Source organism: Myxococcus sp. AM011 (genome assembly GCF_013372595.1).
In the GTDB taxonomy this organism is placed as follows: Bacteria; Myxococcota; Myxococcia; order Myxococcales; family Myxococcaceae; genus Myxococcus; species Myxococcus eversor.
Map to the genome: position 1 here is coordinate 20,529 of NZ_JABXEM010000093.1, position 16,740 is coordinate 37,268.

17 protein-coding genes are annotated in these 16,740 nt (G+C 69.8%); 5 read left to right on the top strand and 12 right to left on the bottom strand.

Annotated features, from left to right (window positions below; all coding sequences use genetic code 11):
• Positions 1-19: 19 nt before the first annotated feature.
• Together HUW62_RS20505 and HUW62_RS20510 are read right to left on the bottom strand one after the other, a co-directional pair.
• Positions 20-1,438 (bottom strand): hypothetical protein, encoded by a 1,419-nt coding sequence (locus tag HUW62_RS20505; RefSeq protein ID WP_176435377.1) that lies wholly within the window; start codon positions 1,436-1,438, stop codon positions 20-22.
• A gap of 66 nt (positions 1,439-1,504) precedes the next feature.
• Positions 1,505-3,112: a right-handed parallel beta-helix repeat-containing protein gene (locus HUW62_RS20510; RefSeq protein WP_176435378.1), complete on the bottom strand. Its 1,608-nt coding sequence runs from the start codon at positions 3,110-3,112 to the stop codon at positions 1,505-1,507.
• A gap of 137 nt (positions 3,113-3,249) precedes the next feature.
• On the opposite strand from HUW62_RS20510, the gene HUW62_RS20515 reads away from it, so the two are divergent.
• Positions 3,250-3,654, top strand: coding sequence for a hypothetical protein (locus HUW62_RS20515; protein WP_163870376.1), 405 nt, complete (start codon positions 3,250-3,252; stop codon positions 3,652-3,654).
• 19 nt (positions 3,655-3,673) lie between these two features.
• On the opposite strand, the gene HUW62_RS20520 is transcribed toward HUW62_RS20515, so the two are convergent.
• The 3 genes from HUW62_RS20520 to HUW62_RS20530 all read right to left on the bottom strand — a co-directional run bounded on the left by HUW62_RS20520 (position 3,674) and on the right by HUW62_RS20530 (position 6,295).
• Positions 3,674-4,852, bottom strand: a complete 1,179-nt coding sequence (locus HUW62_RS20520) for a winged helix DNA-binding domain-containing protein (protein WP_176435379.1) — start codon at positions 4,850-4,852, stop codon at positions 3,674-3,676.
• A gap of 29 nt (positions 4,853-4,881) precedes the next feature.
• Positions 4,882-5,190: a hypothetical protein gene (locus tag HUW62_RS20525; protein WP_163870378.1), complete on the bottom strand. Its 309-nt coding sequence runs from the start codon at positions 5,188-5,190 to the stop codon at positions 4,882-4,884.
• 127 nt (positions 5,191-5,317) lie between these two features.
• Positions 5,318-6,295 (bottom strand): NADPH:quinone oxidoreductase family protein, encoded by a 978-nt coding sequence (locus HUW62_RS20530; protein ID WP_176435380.1) that lies wholly within the window; start codon positions 6,293-6,295, stop codon positions 5,318-5,320.
• 577 nt (positions 6,296-6,872) lie between these two features.
• Here HUW62_RS20530 and HUW62_RS20535 point away from each other — a divergent pair.
• The gene (locus tag HUW62_RS20535; protein WP_163870380.1) at positions 6,873-9,092 is read left to right on the top strand and encodes a M4 family metallopeptidase; all 2,220 of its coding nucleotides are present in this window, start codon (positions 6,873-6,875) and stop codon (positions 9,090-9,092) included.
• 107 nt (positions 9,093-9,199) lie between these two features.
• Here HUW62_RS20535 and HUW62_RS20540 read toward each other — a convergent pair whose 3' ends face one another.
• Together HUW62_RS20540 and HUW62_RS20545 are read right to left on the bottom strand one after the other, a co-directional pair.
• Positions 9,200-10,033 carry a metallophosphoesterase gene (locus tag HUW62_RS20540; protein WP_163870381.1) on the bottom strand — a complete coding sequence of 278 codons (834 nt, stop codon included), beginning with the start codon at positions 10,031-10,033 and terminating at the stop codon, positions 9,200-9,202.
• Positions 10,034-10,093: 60 nt separating this feature from the next.
• Entirely contained in the window at positions 10,094-10,471 is a 378-nt protein-coding gene (locus tag HUW62_RS20545; RefSeq protein ID WP_163870382.1) for a response regulator, read from the bottom strand.
• A 125-nt stretch (positions 10,472-10,596) separates the two neighbouring features.
• Between HUW62_RS20545 and HUW62_RS20550 the strand changes: the two genes are divergently transcribed.
• A complete protein-coding gene (locus tag HUW62_RS20550) occupies positions 10,597-10,968 on the top strand; it encodes a helix-turn-helix transcriptional regulator (protein ID WP_163870383.1) in 372 nt (123 codons plus the stop codon).
• Positions 10,969-10,983: 15 nt separating this feature from the next.
• Here HUW62_RS20550 and HUW62_RS20555 read toward each other — a convergent pair whose 3' ends face one another.
• Genes HUW62_RS20555 through HUW62_RS20565 form a run of 3 tightly spaced genes read right to left on the bottom strand, consistent with a single transcriptional unit; the run spans position 10,984 to position 13,737 of the window.
• Positions 10,984-12,201: a DUF790 family protein gene (locus HUW62_RS20555; protein ID WP_176435381.1), complete on the bottom strand. Its 1,218-nt coding sequence runs from the start codon at positions 12,199-12,201 to the stop codon at positions 10,984-10,986.
• Entirely contained in the window at positions 12,195-12,356 is a 162-nt protein-coding gene (locus HUW62_RS20560; protein WP_176435382.1) for a hypothetical protein, read from the bottom strand. Before HUW62_RS20560 ends, HUW62_RS20555 begins: the two co-directional genes overlap by 7 nt.
• Position 12,357: 1 nt before the next feature.
• A complete protein-coding gene (locus tag HUW62_RS20565) occupies positions 12,358-13,737 on the bottom strand; it encodes a DEAD/DEAH box helicase family protein (RefSeq protein ID WP_163870386.1) in 1,380 nt (459 codons plus the stop codon).
• 128 nt (positions 13,738-13,865) lie between these two features.
• On the opposite strand from HUW62_RS20565, the gene HUW62_RS20570 reads away from it, so the two are divergent.
• Together HUW62_RS20570 and HUW62_RS20575 are read left to right on the top strand one after the other, a co-directional pair.
• Entirely contained in the window at positions 13,866-14,315 is a 450-nt protein-coding gene (locus tag HUW62_RS20570; protein ID WP_163870387.1) for a DMT family transporter, read from the top strand.
• A 12-nt stretch (positions 14,316-14,327) separates the two neighbouring features.
• Entirely contained in the window at positions 14,328-14,741 is a 414-nt protein-coding gene (locus HUW62_RS20575) for a DNA-binding response regulator (RefSeq protein ID WP_176435383.1), read from the top strand.
• Between the two features lie 3 nt (positions 14,742-14,744).
• Here HUW62_RS20575 and HUW62_RS20580 read toward each other — a convergent pair whose 3' ends face one another.
• Both HUW62_RS20580 and HUW62_RS20585 read right to left on the bottom strand, forming a co-directional pair.
• Positions 14,745-15,371, bottom strand: a complete 627-nt coding sequence (locus HUW62_RS20580) for a hypothetical protein (protein ID WP_176435384.1) — start codon at positions 15,369-15,371, stop codon at positions 14,745-14,747.
• The gene (locus tag HUW62_RS20585; protein ID WP_176435385.1) at positions 15,368-16,528 is read right to left on the bottom strand and encodes a hypothetical protein; all 1,161 of its coding nucleotides are present in this window, start codon (positions 16,526-16,528) and stop codon (positions 15,368-15,370) included. The genes HUW62_RS20580 and HUW62_RS20585 overlap by 4 nt, the downstream gene beginning before the upstream one ends.
• Positions 16,529-16,740 lie beyond the last annotated feature (212 nt).

Sequence of the window (16,740 nt, forward strand, 5' to 3'; positions counted from 1 at the left end):
CGTAGCAGAGGCGCGAGCGTCAACGGACCACGGAGCTGTCGTGGGGCTTCACCGGCACGGCGTCTGTCGAGAACCGTGCGAGGACCCGCGCGGCGAGTCGAGAACCCTCTACGCAGAGGAAGACGAGGAGCACCGGCTCGATGAAGTACTTGAACCGCATGTTCTCGCCCTTCTCGAACAGGATGCTCACCACGACGACGAACAACACGGGAAGCACCAGCCCGGCCACACGGAGCCACGCTGCCCGGTCCTCGAGTCTCTTCAAGGCCGGCACCCCGGTGACGAGCAGCAGCAGCCAGAGCATGGGCGAGGAGAAGACGAAGTCGAGCGGCTCGCGCCACGGCAGCCGATCCACCAGGACATGGGGCTGGTAGCGACTGGAGGGCTCTCCATACAGCGAGGCATTCTCCGCGAAGGAGGCCAGCGTCACGGAGAGGGGTTGTTCGAGCAGCGCCCGACGACACACGTACTTCAAGCCCACCGAGTAGCGCAGGGCATCCAGGTGGTTGTAGTTGTAGTAACCCCCCAGCTTCTCGTCCTGGCGCAGCACGGCGGCGCTCGAAGGAGAGGGCAGGGAGGCGGGCAGCACATGCGGAGGCAGGCGCACGCCGCCGAGGTCTGGCTCTCCCTGGCCGATGGCTCGACAGAGGTTGAGTCCGTCGAAGGTGGACGTCATCGACGTGCCGAACAGCGCGAGCTGCTTGGCGACGTAGGGCCCCGCGAACAGCGTCACCACCGCGAGGTACCGCCCCACGCGTCTCAGGGGGACGCTCCTCAGCACGAGGCACAGGGCCACGAGCAGGAAGAAGGGCCACTGGAAGATGGAGCGCACGAAGAAGAGGACGAGCGACGCGGCGGCGAGCCGGGCGATGGAGCCGCCCTCCCGTTTCAGTTTCCACAGCTCGAAGCAGAACCACAGGAAGGCGAGCGCGCTGGCCGCGGTGCTGTCCAGCAACGTGGCGAAGGCGAGGGCCCCCGGGTGCAGCGCCGTCACCCCCGCGCCGACAATCGCAGCCGGCCTGCCCGCCAGCCGATACACCCAGGTGAAGACGAGCGTCACCGTCGCCGCGAACACGAGCGCCCACGCGACATAGGTCCACCGGTCCACGGCGTCCACCAGCGCCGCGCTGTCGAGCGCGCCGTGGACCCAGGCGAGCACGGCGCGGAACACGTCCAGCAGGGGAGGCTGGATGTGCAGGTACCAGAGCGAGCGCACCGGCTCCTCACGCAGCTCCCGGAGCGACAGCGTCTGCATCATCCGCTCGGAGTTCCACGCCTGGAAGCGCAGCCCGTCCGGCGTGAACCGGCGGAACAGCGCCTCCAGGGCGAGCAGGAACAGGAAGGACACCGCGAAGACGACGCCTTGCTCGCGTCGGCTGGCGACGCGGCGGACAGGCTTCGCTGGAAGAGCCGAGGTGAGGGGAGAGGAGTCAACCACCAGGGTGGAGTCTCGCAGCCTCTCCGGCCTCTCGTACAGAGGCCCTCGGCGCCTCGCCGTGGTGGCTCAGGCCCGCGCCCACTTCCGACGAAGCGCGAAGGCCGCCAGGGTCAGCAGCCCGAGAGGACCCGCGAAGCCACCGCCCGTCGCTCCGCAGCCACCGTCATCGTCGGACTTCCCCGGCCCATCCGTCCCAGGGCCGGAGTCAGGAACCCCCGCGTCCGGGGTGCCAGGGCCCGAGTCTGGAGTGCCGGGGCCCGCGTCTGGAGTGCCAGGACCCGCGTCTGGCGTCTCGGTAACCGGACCGGACGAATCCCCATAAGCGCCGATATGGCCCGGAGTGGTTACGGTGCGTGCCTCGGCGGAGACGTGCTTCACGTACTGCCAGTCCACTGGGAGGGCCGCGGCCTCGGAGGGCGCCGCCACGGCGGTCCCACGCAGGGGCGAGCCCTGGGCCAGGTGGAAGTCCTGGCCCGCGAGGTCCACGAAGCCGGGCGTGGTGCCAGTCAGGTTACCGCCGGTGTCCACGACGGAGACCGGGACTCCGGCGAAGGTGGACACATAGCCCGGCTTGTACCAGTTGCCGCCATGCCGCAACGTGCCAAGCTCGTCCGTGAGTGACAACGTATTGCCTCCCGCCGCGGCCACCAGGACGACGTTGCTGGTGACGTGGGCCGTCTGGGCATTCGAGGACAGCCGCAGCAGCGTGGTGCGGTCCGTGCGCGAGGAGACGACGGTGTTGTGGAAGAAGTAGAGCTGGGAGCGGTACGTGGACGTCGTCCCGTTGTCCCCGCCGAAGTGGACGATTTGCCGGTTACCGGCGTTCTCGGGCTCCAGCAGCACGTTGCCGTAGACGAAGGTGCGCGAGTAGGACGCCGCCGCGCGGACAGTCACGCTGTCCGACTCGACGAGGTCCAGTTGCCGGTTACCGCCCTCAATCCAGTTGTAGCGGATGACGGTGCCGGCGGACCGGTCCTTCAGGTTGTTTCCCAGACACCCGGTGCACAGCGGCCCGAAGCGGTTGAACTGGTAGGTGATGCCCAGCGCCTCGGTGTATGCGTTGTGCTCCAGGATGCTGCCGTTGTTGCCGTTGCCGAGGATGTGATTGCGCTCGACGAGCAGGTCCGACGTCTCGTTGGCGACGAACAGGCCGTTGCCGCTGTCCTCCAGGACGCAGCCGCGAATGGTGAGGTGCTCGCCCTTCTCGATGAAGATGGCGGCGGCGTTGGTGGTGTAGGTGGAGGCCCCGCTGCGCCCGGTGAAGGCTCCTCGGGCGCGGCGCAGGTGCAGGTCCTCCACCACCAGGTAGGCGGGCATCGTGTCGGCGGGCGTGTTGGAGCCGCCAATCTTCAGGATGCCGCGCTGCTCACTCCAGAAGTTGAGCTGCGAGCGCGTCGTCGCGTTCTCCCCGACGATGACCGGCAGGTTGCCCGCCGCGTCGCGCACGCCGCGCACGGTGATGGGCGCGGAGGCCGTGCCGCGCACCCCCAGCACCCACTTCTCCGCATAGGGCGTCGGGCGCGCGTGGATGAACACGGTGTCACCGGGCTTGAGCGACTCCCAGGGCACGGCGCCAATGCTGGCGAGGGGCTGGCCAGGGCCGACGCGGTACTCGGTGGCCTGGGCGACGAGCGACTGGAGCAGGACGAGGAAGACCCATCGGAAACGGTGCATTTCACGGAGTGTGACGCGGCTGCCGGGAAGCGGTCCACCATGCGTTGTGGCAGGGGAGGCGACTCGGGCCGGCGCGCGGGAAAGGAGGACAGGGGGACTGGATGATTCCTCCGGCCCGGGGTGTAGTTCTCCCCCGCATGCCCCATCTGCGTCAGGTCTTCGTCATCCAGGCCCTTCGCGAGCTCGGTCGGCTGGCCCCGGACCTCGCTCGCAACCGGGCGGAGCGCTCCCTGGAGGCCAGTCTCCAGAGCCTGCGCGAGGCCTGTCTCACGACGCTCGGCATGGAGCTGGACACGCTGACGGTGTTCGACGCGCGCTCCGTCGTGCGGCTCTTCGCACACGCGGAGCAGGCGCGCATCCTCGCCCACCTGATGGACGAGCGGGCGCGCACCCTCGCGGAGCACGGCGACTTCGTGGGCGCCCTGTCGGACACCGTCTACGCCGGACAGCTCCTCGCGTCCTCCCGTCAGCGCTTCGGCGTGCTGCGAGACGCGGGCGCGGCGGACGCCCTGGAGCGCGAGCTGCCCAAGCCTCCTCCCTGATGAGCCGGAGCCGCGCGTCTCAGGACGCGACGCGCGCCCGGGGCCGACGAACGGCCTGGGCGCCACAGGCCACCGCGTGCCGCGCGAGCGCCTCGTCCACCGCCGCGTCGTCCAGCTTCACGCCCTTCTCGCGCCAGAGGTTGTCCACCTGGAGCACGCCCTCGCGCACGCGGGCCTCCAGCCGTCCCACGAGCTGACCCCGGTGGAGCAGCGGGCACACGTACCAGCCCCACTGGCGCTGCGCGGCGGGCTTGTAGACCTCCCAGATGTAGTCGAAGCCGAACGCGACGCTCACCAGCCCCCGGTCCCACAGCACCGGGTCCAGGGGCCCGAGGATGCGCATCCTCGCGTCCGGCTCCGGGAACTCGCGCTCCCGGAAGCCCGAGGGCGCCAGATATCGACGGGGTGAGCCCGGCACGGTGACTTCCTCGAGCCCGCCCTCGGAGACCAGCGTGTCGGGCAGCGCGGAGGTGCGCACGTCGGACAGCATGGACCAGTGCGGTCCGCTCGCGCGGCTCAAGAGGCCCGCGGCCTCCACGCGCTCGCCCAGGGCCCAGCGCTCGAAGGCGCTCTTCACCCGGGCCTCGGCCATCTTCGGCAGGGCGCGTCCGGGGACGTCGTACACCTTGCCGCCAGGGCCGCGTCCGCACACCACCACCTGGCAGCGCGTCCAGAGGACCTCCAGCGCCATGGCGGTGGCGCGCGCGGTGCCCTTCCATCCGCTCCAGTCGATGGGCACCACCGCGCCATGGTCCTTCAGCTCGCGAGAGGACGACGGGCCTCGCTGCGTCACCTCGTCCAGCACGGCGTGCAACACCGGCTCGGGGATGCGCTTGAGCCGCTCCTCCAGCCGCCACCAGGGCGCCTGGGCCGCGCGCTCGCGGTAGTACGGGAAGGCGCTCGCGGGCAGCAGGCAGCGCTCCTTGGCGAAGTGCTCGAACGCGTGTCCCGGCAGCAGGTGGCGGTACACGTCGCCGCGCGTGATTCCCTCCACGCGCGCCAGCGCCACCAGGTCCGCGTTGGTGCCGATGACATCCAACGGGTCCAACTGGATGCAGCGCAGCGACTTGAGGAGCGAGCGAACTCCGCGCGCCCCGGGAACAGACAGGGGGCGCGCGAGTCCCAGTTGTCCGACGAGATATCGCCGCGCCTCATCGGGCTGCAGCACGGTGGGAGCGGGAAGCGAAGGCGAAGGCACGGCGCGGACGTTAACCGGTGCCCCCCGACTCAGTCGCGCTCGGGTGGAGCCTCGTCTTCCTCCTCCTCGACGGCGCGGCCCACGGGCTCGGGCTCCAGGCGGGCTTGTCGCTGGCTGGCCTCCCAGGACTCCTCCGCGTCGTGGGCGTGGACGACGGAGGCCGCCGCGTCATCCTGGGCGCTGGCCCAGGTGGTGTGCCCTCCCGCGTAGCCCTCCAGGGGACGAGCGCCTCGCCGCGCCTCCACCTCCAGGTCCTTCTCTTCCTGCTCCCGCAGCCGCTGGCGCTCCTGCTCGCGCTCGCGCTGGTGCTGTCGGTCGATGATGGGGTCGTCCGCCATGGTGCTGATACCTCCTGTCCGCAACTTGCGGACGACGCCCGACGGCGGCAGCGAGCCGGCGCGGCGCAATGACGGGCCGCATGCTCGGTGGGCGAGCGGTGTCCGCCCGTCGCCCACCCAGGCGCCCTCAGCCCGCTCGCATGCGCAGCACCACCTTGCCCGTGGCGCGTCGGCTCTCCAGCTCCCGCAGGGCCTGCGCGCCCTGCTCCAGCGGGAAGACGCTGCCCACCACCGGCTCGAGGAGTCCCTGGTCCGCCATCGCCTCCAGGTCCTTGGCGATGGTCGCCGTCAGCGACGGCTCATGGAGGAGGAAGCCGCCCCACGCCACGCCCACGACGTCGATGTTGCGCAGGAGCAAGCGGTTCACCGCGACCTCGGGGATGCGGCCTCCCGCGAAGCCCACCACCAGCAGCCGTCCCTCCGGCGCCAGCGCCTTGAGGCTCTTGTCGAAGATGTCGCCACCCACCGGGTCCAACACCACGTTGACGCCCAGGCCGCCTGTCTTCTCCTTCACCTGCGAGAGCCAGTCCCCGCTCGACAGCAGCACCTCGTGCGCCCCTGCCTTGCGGGCCACCTCCGCCTTTCGCTCGTCACTCACCACCGCGAGCACCCGCGCCCCCGCGCCGCGCGCCACCTGCACGGACGCCGTACCCACGCCACCCGCCGCGCCGTGCACCAGCACCGTCTCGCCGGACTTCAAGCGCCCGCGCCGGTGCAGCGCGAAGTGCGCCGTGTGGTAGTTCATCACCACGCCCGCCGCCGCCTCGAAGCTCCACCGCGCGGGGATGCGGAACACCATGTCCGGCGAAATCGCGGCGACTTCCGCGAACCCTCCCAGGCCGAAGCTGAACGCCATCACCCGGTCGCCCGGCTTCACCGCGGCGCTCGCGGGCGCCGAGCGCACCACGCCCGCCACCTCCACGCCCGGTACGAAGGGCACCGGCGGCTTCATCTGGTACTGCCCTCGAGTGAGCAGCAGGTCCGGAAAGCTCACCCCCGCGGCCACCACGTCGATGAGCACCGAGTCCGCTGCGTCGGGCTCCGGAACCTCCACCAGCGTGAGGCCCTCGGGTCCTTCCAGTCGCTGCAACTGAAGTGCGCGCATGTCCCTTCCTCCCTGCGGGAGAGCCTCGCGCACCGCACCTCATCCGCAAAGGGACACGGCGAGCGCTCGTGGATATCCCTGTCAGGCGCCGCGCGCGGCACGCGTCTTCGAAAGAGATTCCGGCGTCCGGCCGGTGCGGTCCTACACGCCCTGGGCGCTTGATGTCGCTGGTTCGAATCCAGCTCTCCCGACTGTCTTTCCGGGGGATAGCTCAGAGGTAGAGCGCGAGCCTGAAAACACATGGCCGCGCCACTCGGACGCCGGAATCCCTCCCACCCTCAATTCCTGTCGAAAATGCGGCGAAAAATGCCGCCGGGCCTCGCGCGCGGACCCCGGCTGGCTGTCTTCGGTCACGACTTTTTCGGGAAATACTGAGGGGGCTGGGGTTACCCACTACGTCGCACGGTTCTTCAAAAGTACCGGGTAGGGCACCCATAAGTGCATGAAATATCTGAGTAATTTACCCTAAACTCGGAATTTGAGAATAGGCTACTTAGTAAAATTATCGCGCAACCTTGAAATACGTAACCCTCCCGTGGCACTGTGCTTTCTAATCTTTCCGCTTAGGAGGATTACAATGGTGAATCAGCGAGTGCGCGGTGCACTTGGTGTTGCGGCGCTGTCCTTCCTTGTTGGTTGCAACGAGTCCACCCCTGCTCCCGAGGCGAAGCCCCAGGAAACCGCGAGCAAGACCGCGGCCCTGGAGTCCGCTGGGACGAAGATCCTTGACAAGGATGCCTCCGGCATCCCGACGTTCATCACGGGCAAGCTGGGCCAGCTGGTGATTTCGCCCGCGGGCGCGGCGTCCATGCGTGAGGCCGAGCTGGCCCCCGCGGTGGCGGCCGTGGCTCCCCTGTTCCACCTGAACACGGGCGACCTGTTCCTGAAGAAGGCGTACACGGACCCCCAGGGCGACAGCCACTTCCGCTATGGCGTCCGGGTCAACAACATCCCCGTGCTGGGCGGCGAGCTGCGCATCCACGCCCGCAATGGTGAGGTCTACGCGGCGAACACCAACACCCGCAGCGACCTGAAGGCCGAGGCCAAGGCCGGCGTCGATGTGTCGGTGGCGAAGGCGTCCCTCCAGGCCGACCGCGAGACGCACGAGGGTCTGGTCATCCAGGAGGAGAGCGAGCTCGTCTACTGGCGCGACTCCGACCAGCTCATCCTGTCGTACAAGCTCACCCAGACGGGTGAGAAGCGCGACGGCACCCCGATTCGCGACTTCGTCATCGTGAACGCGAAGAACGGCGATGTGATTGCCCGCCTGCCGCAGATCCACACGGCGCTCAACCGCCGCATGCACAACGGCAACAACACCACGACCCTGCCGGGCGTGGTGGTTCGCACCGAGGGTCAGCCCGAGCACGCCGACCCGGTCGTCAACACCAACTACGACCACCTGGGCACCGTCTACGACTGCTACCAGGAGCTGTACGGTCGCGACTCCATCAACAACACCGGTGGCATCCTCATCAGCACCGTGCACCACCGCGTCGCCTACGTGAACGCCTTCTGGGACGGTGTCCAGATGGTGTACGGCGATGGCGACGGCGTGAACGCCAGCAACCTGGCGAACTCGCTGGACGTGACGGCGCACGAGCTGACGCACGCCGTGACGGAGAACGAGTCCAACCTCACCTACTCCGGTGAGTCCGGCGGCCTGAACGAGTCCATGTCGGACATCTTCGGCGCGGTGTGCGAGTGGTTCGGCGACGGCAACGTCGTCAGCGCCCGTACGTGGCTGGTGGGCGACGACATCTGGACCCCGTCCATCCCGAACGACGCCCTGCGCTACATGGCGAACCCCACGCAGGACGGCGACTCGCTCGACTACTACCCGGACTACTCCTCCGGCGTGGACGTGCACTACAGCTCGGGTATCTCCAACCTGGCGTTCTACCTGCTCTCGCAGGGTGGCACGCACCCGCGCGCCAAGACCACCACCGTGGTCGCTGGCATCGGCATCGAGAAGGCCGGGCAGATCTTCTACCGCGCCAACCGCGACATCCTGATGGCCGGCTCCGGCTTCGAGGCCGCCAAGCTCGCCACCGAGCAGGCCGCCGCGCAGCTCGGCTACACCGCCGCCGAGATTGAGTCCGTGAGCAACGCCTGGAAGGCGACGGGCGTCGGCGTGCCCATCATCATCGACTCGGACCCCATCGAGAAGGATGTCCCCATCTCGGACATCTCCGGTGGCCGCGGCGAGAAGAAGTACTGGGAGTTCGACCTGCCGGAAGGCGCGTATGACCTGAACGTCTCCATCGCCGGTGGCACGGGCGACGCGGACATGTACGTCCGGTTCGGCAATGCTCCGACGACGAGCCTGTACGACTGCCGTCCGTACCGCTCGGGCAACGCGGAGAGCTGCCCGTTCCCCACGCCGAACCACGGCAAGTGGTACGTGATGCTCAACGGCTTCAGCCCCTACACGGGCGTGACGCTGACCGTCACCTGGAAGGGTGGCTTCGTGCCCGTGCAGAGCGGCGTGGCCGTGAAGAACCTCTCTGGCGCGGCGGGTTCCTCGCGCGTGTTCACCATCCAGGTTCCGGAGCGCAAGCCCGGCACCGGCATCAACAGCCTCTACATCCAGACGGGCGAGGGTGAGGGCAACCCGGACATCTACGTCAAGCTGGCGTCGGCGCCGTCGAAGTTCGACTACGACTGCCGCAGCGTGAAGGAGCACCAGTCCGAGGTGTGCAACCTCATCAACGTGCCGGCCGGCAAGTACTACATCGAGGTCTTCGGCGCGAAGGGCGGCTACGAAGGCATCGCGTTCATCGCGTCGCACAAGTAAGCACCTGACGTCACCGGCGCGGCCTTCGGGTCGCGCCGGCCCAGGCCCCGGTCGTCCGTTTCCTCACGGACGTCCGGGGCTTTGTCATGTGCGGGGGTGGGGCTTCCTCAGAGCGGGCGGACAGCGGGGCCCGGCAGGATTTCGCGCAGGCACCGCTCGATTCCGCCCCGGTGCTTCCACTGCTGCGGGTAGCCGAGCGACACCTCCTCGAAGCGCACGCCGTCCCGCCACTGCGTCAGCGGAATGTGGAGGTGGCCGGTGACGACGACTTCGGCCCGGTAGCGCGCGTGCCAGTCCTCGGTGCGCTTCGTCCCGCACCAGATGGAGAAGCGGGGGATGCGCGGCAGGCGCACGTGCTCGTAGCGCAGCGGGTAGTGGTTGATGAGCACCGTGGCGCAGCCCGCGGGCAGCGCCTCGAGCCGGGCTTGAGTCGCCTCCACGCGCGCGGCGCACCAGGCGGAGCGGCTGGAGTAGGGCTCCGGGTGCAGCAGCACCTCGTCGGTGCACAGCAGGTCATCCTCCCACGCCCACTCCAGCGCCTTGTCCTCTGGCACGTGGTCCGGGCGGAACGAGTAGTCGTAGCCCAGGAACATGGGGACGAGGACGCGGTGAGGGCCCTCGCCGGGCCAGCGCGGGTACGGGTCCTCGGGCGTGAGCGCGCCGTGGCTGCGGCACAGCGCCACCAACCGCTGGTAGCGCGCGTCGCCCTTCAGCTGCGGCTGCTCGGAGGGCATGGTCCACAATTCGTGGTTGCCCGGTACCCAGAGGACCTGCCGGAAGCGCGCCGTCAGCGTGCGCAGCATGAAGTCCATCTCGGAGAGGCTCTCGCCCACGTCGCCCGCGACGATGAGCCAGTCATCCGGGAAGAAGGGGAGGGTCTGCAGGGCCTGCCGGTTGTCGGCGTGGCGCAGGTGCAAGTCACTGATGGCGTAGAGCTTCATGGCGGCGCGGCCACCTTAACGCGGGAGGGCGGGGCGCGCCGCACGGAGGGCGCCCACGGCTCAGGCGGAGCACTTCCCGGGGTTCGCGCCCAGGGCGCGCAACAGCGCGTACACTTCCGACGGAGGCGCGGCGCGGTCCACCCAGGTGATGCCCCGGGGACACGGCCGGGCCGGAGGCCGCACCGCGTGGAGCGCGCAGGCCGTGCAGGGATGGTGCGCGCGCACCTGCTCCAGCAGACCGAGCCCGTCTCCATCCGGAAGCAGATCCCCGCTCACCACCACGCGCGGCACCTCTTCACGCACGAGCGCGAGCGCTTCGGTCATGTCGCGCGCGTAGCGCTTCCCACCTGGCAGGTCCCTCGCGAGTCGCCGCAGCGCGGCGAGTGCGCGCGGGTCTTCGTCCACGAACAAGAAGGTGAGCACGGGCATCACGGTCATCGCTTCGACGTCCTCGGGTTGAGGGGAACGCCTCAGGTCAGGTTCCCTCAAGACTACCTGGGAAGTTCTTGGATGCCAACCTCTCAAGTCATATCGACATGGGTAGACCCGTTAGGTTAACGAACATGGAAAAGACCCTCGCATCCCGCCTCGGAGGAGCTGCGCGACTCGCCCGGACCCGCCTGAATCTGACGCAGGCCGACGTCGCGGAGCGCATCGGTATCGCGAGTGAAGTCTATGGGCGACTGGAGCGCGGCCACATGTTGCCGAGCATCCAGACCTTCCGTCGGCTGTGCGTGGTGCTCTCCATCTCCGCGGACGAAGCGCTGGGTCTCAAGCCGTCCGGCGAGGTGAAGTGGGCCGCGGAGCCTCCCAGTGAGTATGGCGAGTCCGGTGAGCTGCGCCGCCTGCTGCGTCGTGCGAAGCAACTGGACCGCGGCGCCATCCGCCTCTTGAGCGTCCTGGCCGCGCAGTTCCGCCCCAAGGGCAACGGCTGACCCCGGGCGCTGCGCCTACGTCCCGGCGCGCGCGCTCTCCAGCTTTCCCAGTCGCTCGCGCAGCTTCTTCGCGGAGGGGAATCCGTGGAAGAGGACGACCTGGGGGTGGGCCTCCAGCGTCTCTCGCTCGGCGGGCTCCTTCGACAGCAGCGCGCGGTCCACTCCGAGCAGCAGTCCCGCGTCGGGCCGGGTGCGCAGCTCCGCGAGCCTGCGGGTCAGTGCGCTCGCGTGCCAGGGGTGGAACAGCTCCAGGGCGACCTCGTGTCGCGACGCGCGGTGGCGGAAGGTCAGGTCCGGGACGCACAGGCTCGCGGCGCCCACGTGCCGGGGCAGGGGCGTGAGGTCCAGCTCCCACGCGTCATCCACGAAGCTCGCCGACAGCGAGGCGACCTCTTCGGGCACGTGGCCCAACGCGGCGGGTAGGGGAGAGACGAGCGGGTCCTTGTCGCTCAACGTGAGCGTGGCCTGTCGTCGCGAGGGCTCCACGGTGGCCTTCAGCTCCCAGCGCTCCAGCACCGGGACGACGGACAGGAACGAGGCGAGCTGCAGGCCGTACTTCTTCTGCATCGCCAGCATGGCCCCGGGCCCTTCCACTTCCAGCTCCCAGTCCGGGCCGTCACGCCGCACCTCCGCGACCAGGCGGCAGAACTTCAGCCACCGGAGCACCTTGCGCACGCGCAGCAGTTCCGGTGAGCGCGCCCGCAGCGTCAGGCGCCGGGCCGACAGCAGTGGCCCCTGGGCCAGCGCGAGGTTGTAGCGGTCCAGGAGCACCTGCGCCGTGGGCGCTTCCGCGTCCCAGCCCAGCAGCTTCCGATTGCCGGGCAGGTCCGCATAGAGCGCGTCCCGCGCGTCCGTCAGTGGCACGCCCAGGGCTGCTTCCAGGCGTGCCTCGTAACCCTCCACGGAGGTGTCGGGTGTCAGCGTGCGCAAGGTCCGGGCGGCCGTCTTGAAGCGCTCCCAGCGGGCTTCGGATGCACCGGGCGCGGGCTCCTCGAAGACGAGCCGGTCCACGAGCAGCTTCACCAGCCCGCGCGCGATTTTGGGGCGCGCGAAGGCTCCGGCGGACAGGCCCAGCATCTCCTCCACGTCGTCGCACGTCTCGCCCCGTGACGACTCCACGGTGGCCAGCAGGTCCGAGGCGAGTGACAGCAGGGCCTCGTCGTCGCGCTTCACGAAGACCGGGCGCAGCACGCCCTTGCTCACGCGGAAGGCGAGCAGCTCGCGTGTCAGCACAGCGGGCCTCGCGTGAGGCCACTGCGTGACAGTCCATCGCCGACGATGGGGCGCGCGGGCGTCAACACCTCAGGGGTCCTCTCGGTGGGCGACATGGTGGCGCCGCCGCACTTCGGCGTCAGCGCGGAGCCCACTTCATGCGAGAGCGCGCTCACCTCAGGGTTCCTCCTGGTAGGCATCATGCTGGCGCCGTCGCTCGCTGATGCCGCTCTCCGCCGTCTGCGCGGAGCACACCTCGTACAGGAGCGCGCGCTTCCCCGGGCGCTTGCGCAGGATGCGCCCCAGCCGCTGCACATGTTCGCGCACGCTCCCGCTGCCGCTGAGCACCACGCCCACGCGCGCCTCGGGCACGTCGACGCCCTCGTTCAGCACACGCGAGGTGAGCAGCACGGGCAGCTCGCCGGAGGAGAAGGCCGCCAGCAGCGCCTTGCGCTCCGGCACGGGCGTGTGGTGCGTGAGCGCGGGCAGGAGCAGCCTTCGCGCCAGCGTGTACACCGTCTCGTTGTCGTCGGTGAAGACGAGGACTCGGTCCTCGCGGTGCTCCAGGAGGATGCGCCACAGCACCTCCTGCTTGCCGCTGGAGGTGAGGGCGATGCGGCGCTGCTCGCGGTAGCCACGGTACGCGGCCCGGCCCTCGTCGCTGCGCTGGCTCTGCGCCAGGAAGCGCGCCCACCCGTCCGGCGCCGACAACCGCACGCCCAGCTTGCGCACGAAGTTGAGATAGAGCGCCCGCGCCTCGTCGTAGCGCGCCTTCTCGTCCGCCGTCAGCGGCACCGCCACCTGCTTCACCTCGTAGGGCGCCAGGTACTCGCCCTGAAGCTCGCGGATGTCGGTGCGGTGCACGCGTGGACCCAGCAGCTCCTCGCACACCCGCTCGCCGCCGTCCGTGCGCTCCAGCGTCGCGGTGAGGCCCAGCCGGTAGGGCGCCAGCGAGCCCTCCGCGATGAAGCGGTAGCTGGGGGCCGGAAGGTGGTGGCACTCGTCACAGACGAGCAGGCCGAAGCGGTTGCCGTGGAACTCCGTCTGCATCGCCGCCGAGTCGTACGTCGTCACCGTCAACGGCTGCCGGTCATTCACCCCTCCGCCCAGCATCCCCACCGGCAGGGCGAAGTGGCGCGAGAGCACGCCCTGCCACTGCGTCATCAGGTCCAGCGTCGGCACCACCACCAGGGTGGGGCGCTTCACGTGGGCGATGGCCAGCACCGCCAGCAGCGTCTTGCCCGCGCCCGTCGGCAGCTCCACCAGGCCCCGTCCCCCCGCCTGCGTCCACGCCTCCAGCGCCGCGCGCTGGTGGGGAAACGGCTGGATGGGCACGGTGAGCGTCGCGTCGAGCGGCTCGAAGCGCTTCGCCCGGTCCGCGTACGCCACGCCCAGCTCCCGCAGCCGCAGCACCACGTCGCGGTAGTGCCAGGCCGGGGCGCGGTACACCCCCGTGCGTCCGTCCTTCTGGAAGAGGGCGAGCAGCCGCGCGTCCTCCGGCAGCGTGGGAGCCACCAGCGTGCCGCAGTCGAAGTGGAGCTCGCAGGTGCCGGCCATGGACGTCGTCTGGAGGACCTAGCCGGTCAATCCACGTTTCGCCAGCCTCATGAGAAGGCGAGAGGGAAGTCGGGGCCGCGCATGTCTCCTTGCAGGAGGCCCCGCGTTCGGGATACCCACCCGCGCCCATGCGTTTTGTCTCGCTCGTTCCCCTGCTGTGTGGGCTGGCGGTCGTCGCCCAGGGTGGTCTCAACAAGCGCTTCGCCGGCCAGTGGGGCCTGCTGGGCGCGGTGCTGATGAACATGGTGGTGGCGACGGTGGCCACCTTCGCCGTGTACGCCGTGGCGCGCTCGGTGCCCGGCCTGTGGCCCGAGGCCGCGTCCACGCAAGGCCGCTTCTCCGGCTTCACCTTCTGGCACCTGCTGCCCGGCCTGTGTGGCGTCGTCATCGTCGTCGGCATGCCCTGGGCCATCGGCCGCGTGGGCGCCGTGGAGTCCGTCCTGCTGCTCATGGCCGCGCAGCTCGCCACCAGCCTCGTCTGGGATGCGATGGTGGAGAACCGTCCCGCCACGCTCGCCCGGGTGCTGGGGTCGGTGGTCGCCTTCTCTGGTGCGGCCATCGCCGTCTGGAAGGGTTAGGTTTCCCGGCAGATGCGTCGCGTCCTCATCGCCAGCCCCCATGTCGCGTCCCGCGAGCTGCTGCGCCGCGTGCTCGCTGTCGATGACGAGAGCCTGCTCATCTCCGCCACCGGCGACACCGACGACGCGCTCGCCTCCATCACCACCGCGCCGCCCGCGCTCGTGGTGGTGGACCTGCGCAGGCAGGACGAGGACTTCCCGCTGTTCCTCGGGCTCTTGCGCAAGCGGCACCCGACGCAGCCGGTCATCGCGCTGGTGCCGGGCCGGATGCGCATCTTCGACGGAAGCCACGAGCGCGTCATCGAAGCGCCCGGGGACAGCACCGAGTCCCTCCACCAGCTCCTCGACTCCTTGAAGACCGCGGTGCGGGATTTGGTCGCCCAGGAAGTGCTGAGGGTGCTGCGCCCGCCCGTCGGCCGGGCCTGAGCCTCACAGGCGCAGGCGGTAGCCCAGTCCTCCGGCGAGGAAGCCCCCGACATTCACGTCGCCCGTGGTGACGAAGTCCAGCGGGGCCAGGTGGTAGTGCGCCTCCAGGAAGAGACCGCCCGGGCCCAGCGGAAGCTCCAGTCCGGCCAGGGCCTGCAGTCCCAGTCCGCCGCCGCTCTCCGACGCGGTGGCGCCGAAGAGGTCGGACGTGGCGCGGTGCAGGTACAGGCCCGGCCCGCCGCCCACGTACGGAGTCAGCGAGCCCAGCGCCCGCTCGAAGCGGAATACCGCCGACAGCAGGAAGGCCACCTCGCGCACCGCGAGCGTGTAGCTCCCATCCGGAGGGGGCGCGCCGAAGCCGCCCAGCTGCGGGTCGGTGAGCACGCCCGACGCCTGCGGCCGGTGGTAGTTCACCTCCAGCACCACCGCGAGCCGTCGCTTCAAGAGCGGCGTGACGTAGCCCAGCTCCAGGCCCAGGTAGAGGTCGCCGCCCAGCGGCGCGGTGGACTTGAAGAAGCCCACCTTCGGCGCCAGCAGGACGCGGCCTCCACCGACCCCCTCCTTCGAGGCGGCGGACTTCGAGCCGGAAGCGGCGAGCGCGGTGAGCGCGACGAGGACGAGTGCGTTCATGGCAGGAGCGCTCCAGACAACGGCACGGGGCGGGCCCCGTTTTCGGAAGTCAGCGTCGCGGTCGGCGCGGCCACCACGGTGAAGCCCTCCGCCGCGGGCACCAGGCCCACCGCGCCGCTCGGGTCGATGACTTCGAGCGCATAGGGCCCGCCCAGGGCGAGGCCCTGGGGGCACTTGGGGTCACCTCCCGGCTCCTCGAAGCCCGAGCACGAGGGGAGCTCCGCGGTGACTTCCGTGGCGGACACCCGCGTCACCGCGCGAAGGGGAATGCGCTGCGACAGGGTGGGCGCCGTCTTCAAGGGCGCCAGCACGAACAGCTCCGGCACGTCCGTGAAGCCGCGCTGCGCTCCCGTGGGCGCATTGAAGAGCCGGATGGGGGTGTTGCTCAGCTCGCTCCCGGACCTCGGCGTCAGCGTGAGGGTGCCCAGGTGGGGGTAGACGAGGTCGATGCCACCGGCCGCGACGGCCGAACAGCCCTCGGGCAGGGTGAGCACCAGGTCGTAGATGCCCTCGGGAGTGCCCGGCGGAATCTCCGACTCGATGCGCGTCGCGGAGACGACGGTGACGAAGAAGAGGGGCTGGTCGGCCATGCCCTCGCGGCGCAGGAGGATGATGGGGGATGTGCCTGGCTGGAAGTCGCGACCCTCCAGGACGATGGGATTGGCGCCCGTGGCCGAGTACCCATCCGCCGGCGGCACCACCCGCGTCACCGTGGGCGGCGGCACCACCGTCAGCGCGTCTCGCAGCGTGGCGGTGCCACCCAGGGGATTGGCGACCTCCACCGCATAGGTGCCTGGCAGCAGCTCCACCGGGGGGGTGCTGTCGCTAGTGGGCACGTTGAGGAGCAGCAGCTCCGGCCGCACGTAGAAGACCTGGCTCCGCGACAGCGTGTATGTGGACGGCCCCCGTAGCGTCACTTCCGGCAGCTCCACCGTGGGCGTGTCCGTGAGCGCCTCGCCGGGCACGGGGGTGAAGCGCTTGCCCTCCACCTCCAGGCCCCAGCCCGTCTGCCCGCCCTGCGCGTTGCAGAGCTGGGTCAGCGTGGAGGCGCGAGTCCGGGGGTTGACGGCTCGCTCCACCACGGGCGTGGGCCCCTCCGTGGTGCGTGAGCACCCGCAGAGGGCAAGCAGGGCGGTGGCGACGACTTGCAGGCGCAAAGCGATTCCTCCCCTTCATCAAACGACGGCCACCCACGTTAGGCCGCCCTCCCTGGAGGCCCGGAGATTTTTCCGGTTCCGACCGGAGGCCTCGCCCCAAGGGCCCACTCCCTCCGCGCAACTCCGCGAACTCATTGGTTTCGAGCGCCGTGCGGGCGTCGGCACGGCGAATGCTATGGGTTCATGTCGCGGGGGATGACGCGGTCCGGTGG

Coding starts and splice junctions, on each gene's coding strand:
- HUW62_RS20530 (WP_176435380.1), bottom strand. CDS start 6,295: ATGCGCGCACTTCAGTTGCAGCGACTGGAAGGACCCGAGGGCCTCACG.
- HUW62_RS20535 (WP_163870380.1), top strand. CDS start 6,873: ATGGTGAATCAGCGAGTGCGCGGTGCACTTGGTGTTGCGGCGCTGTCC.
- HUW62_RS20545 (WP_163870382.1), bottom strand. CDS start 10,471: ATGACCGTGATGCCCGTGCTCACCTTCTTGTTCGTGGACGAAGACCCG.
- HUW62_RS20580 (WP_176435384.1), bottom strand. CDS start 15,371: ATGAACGCACTCGTCCTCGTCGCGCTCACCGCGCTCGCCGCTTCCGGC.
- HUW62_RS20550 (WP_163870383.1), top strand. CDS start 10,597: ATGGAAAAGACCCTCGCATCCCGCCTCGGAGGAGCTGCGCGACTCGCC.
- HUW62_RS20570 (WP_163870387.1), top strand. CDS start 13,866: ATGCGTTTTGTCTCGCTCGTTCCCCTGCTGTGTGGGCTGGCGGTCGTC.
- HUW62_RS20565 (WP_163870386.1), bottom strand. CDS start 13,737: ATGGCCGGCACCTGCGAGCTCCACTTCGACTGCGGCACGCTGGTGGCT.
- HUW62_RS20540 (WP_163870381.1), bottom strand. CDS start 10,033: ATGAAGCTCTACGCCATCAGTGACTTGCACCTGCGCCACGCCGACAAC.
- HUW62_RS20515 (WP_163870376.1), top strand. CDS start 3,250: ATGCCCCATCTGCGTCAGGTCTTCGTCATCCAGGCCCTTCGCGAGCTC.
- HUW62_RS20575 (WP_176435383.1), top strand. CDS start 14,328: ATGCGTCGCGTCCTCATCGCCAGCCCCCATGTCGCGTCCCGCGAGCTG.
- HUW62_RS20525 (WP_163870378.1), bottom strand. CDS start 5,190: ATGGCGGACGACCCCATCATCGACCGACAGCACCAGCGCGAGCGCGAG.
- HUW62_RS20510 (WP_176435378.1), bottom strand. CDS start 3,112: ATGCACCGTTTCCGATGGGTCTTCCTCGTCCTGCTCCAGTCGCTCGTC.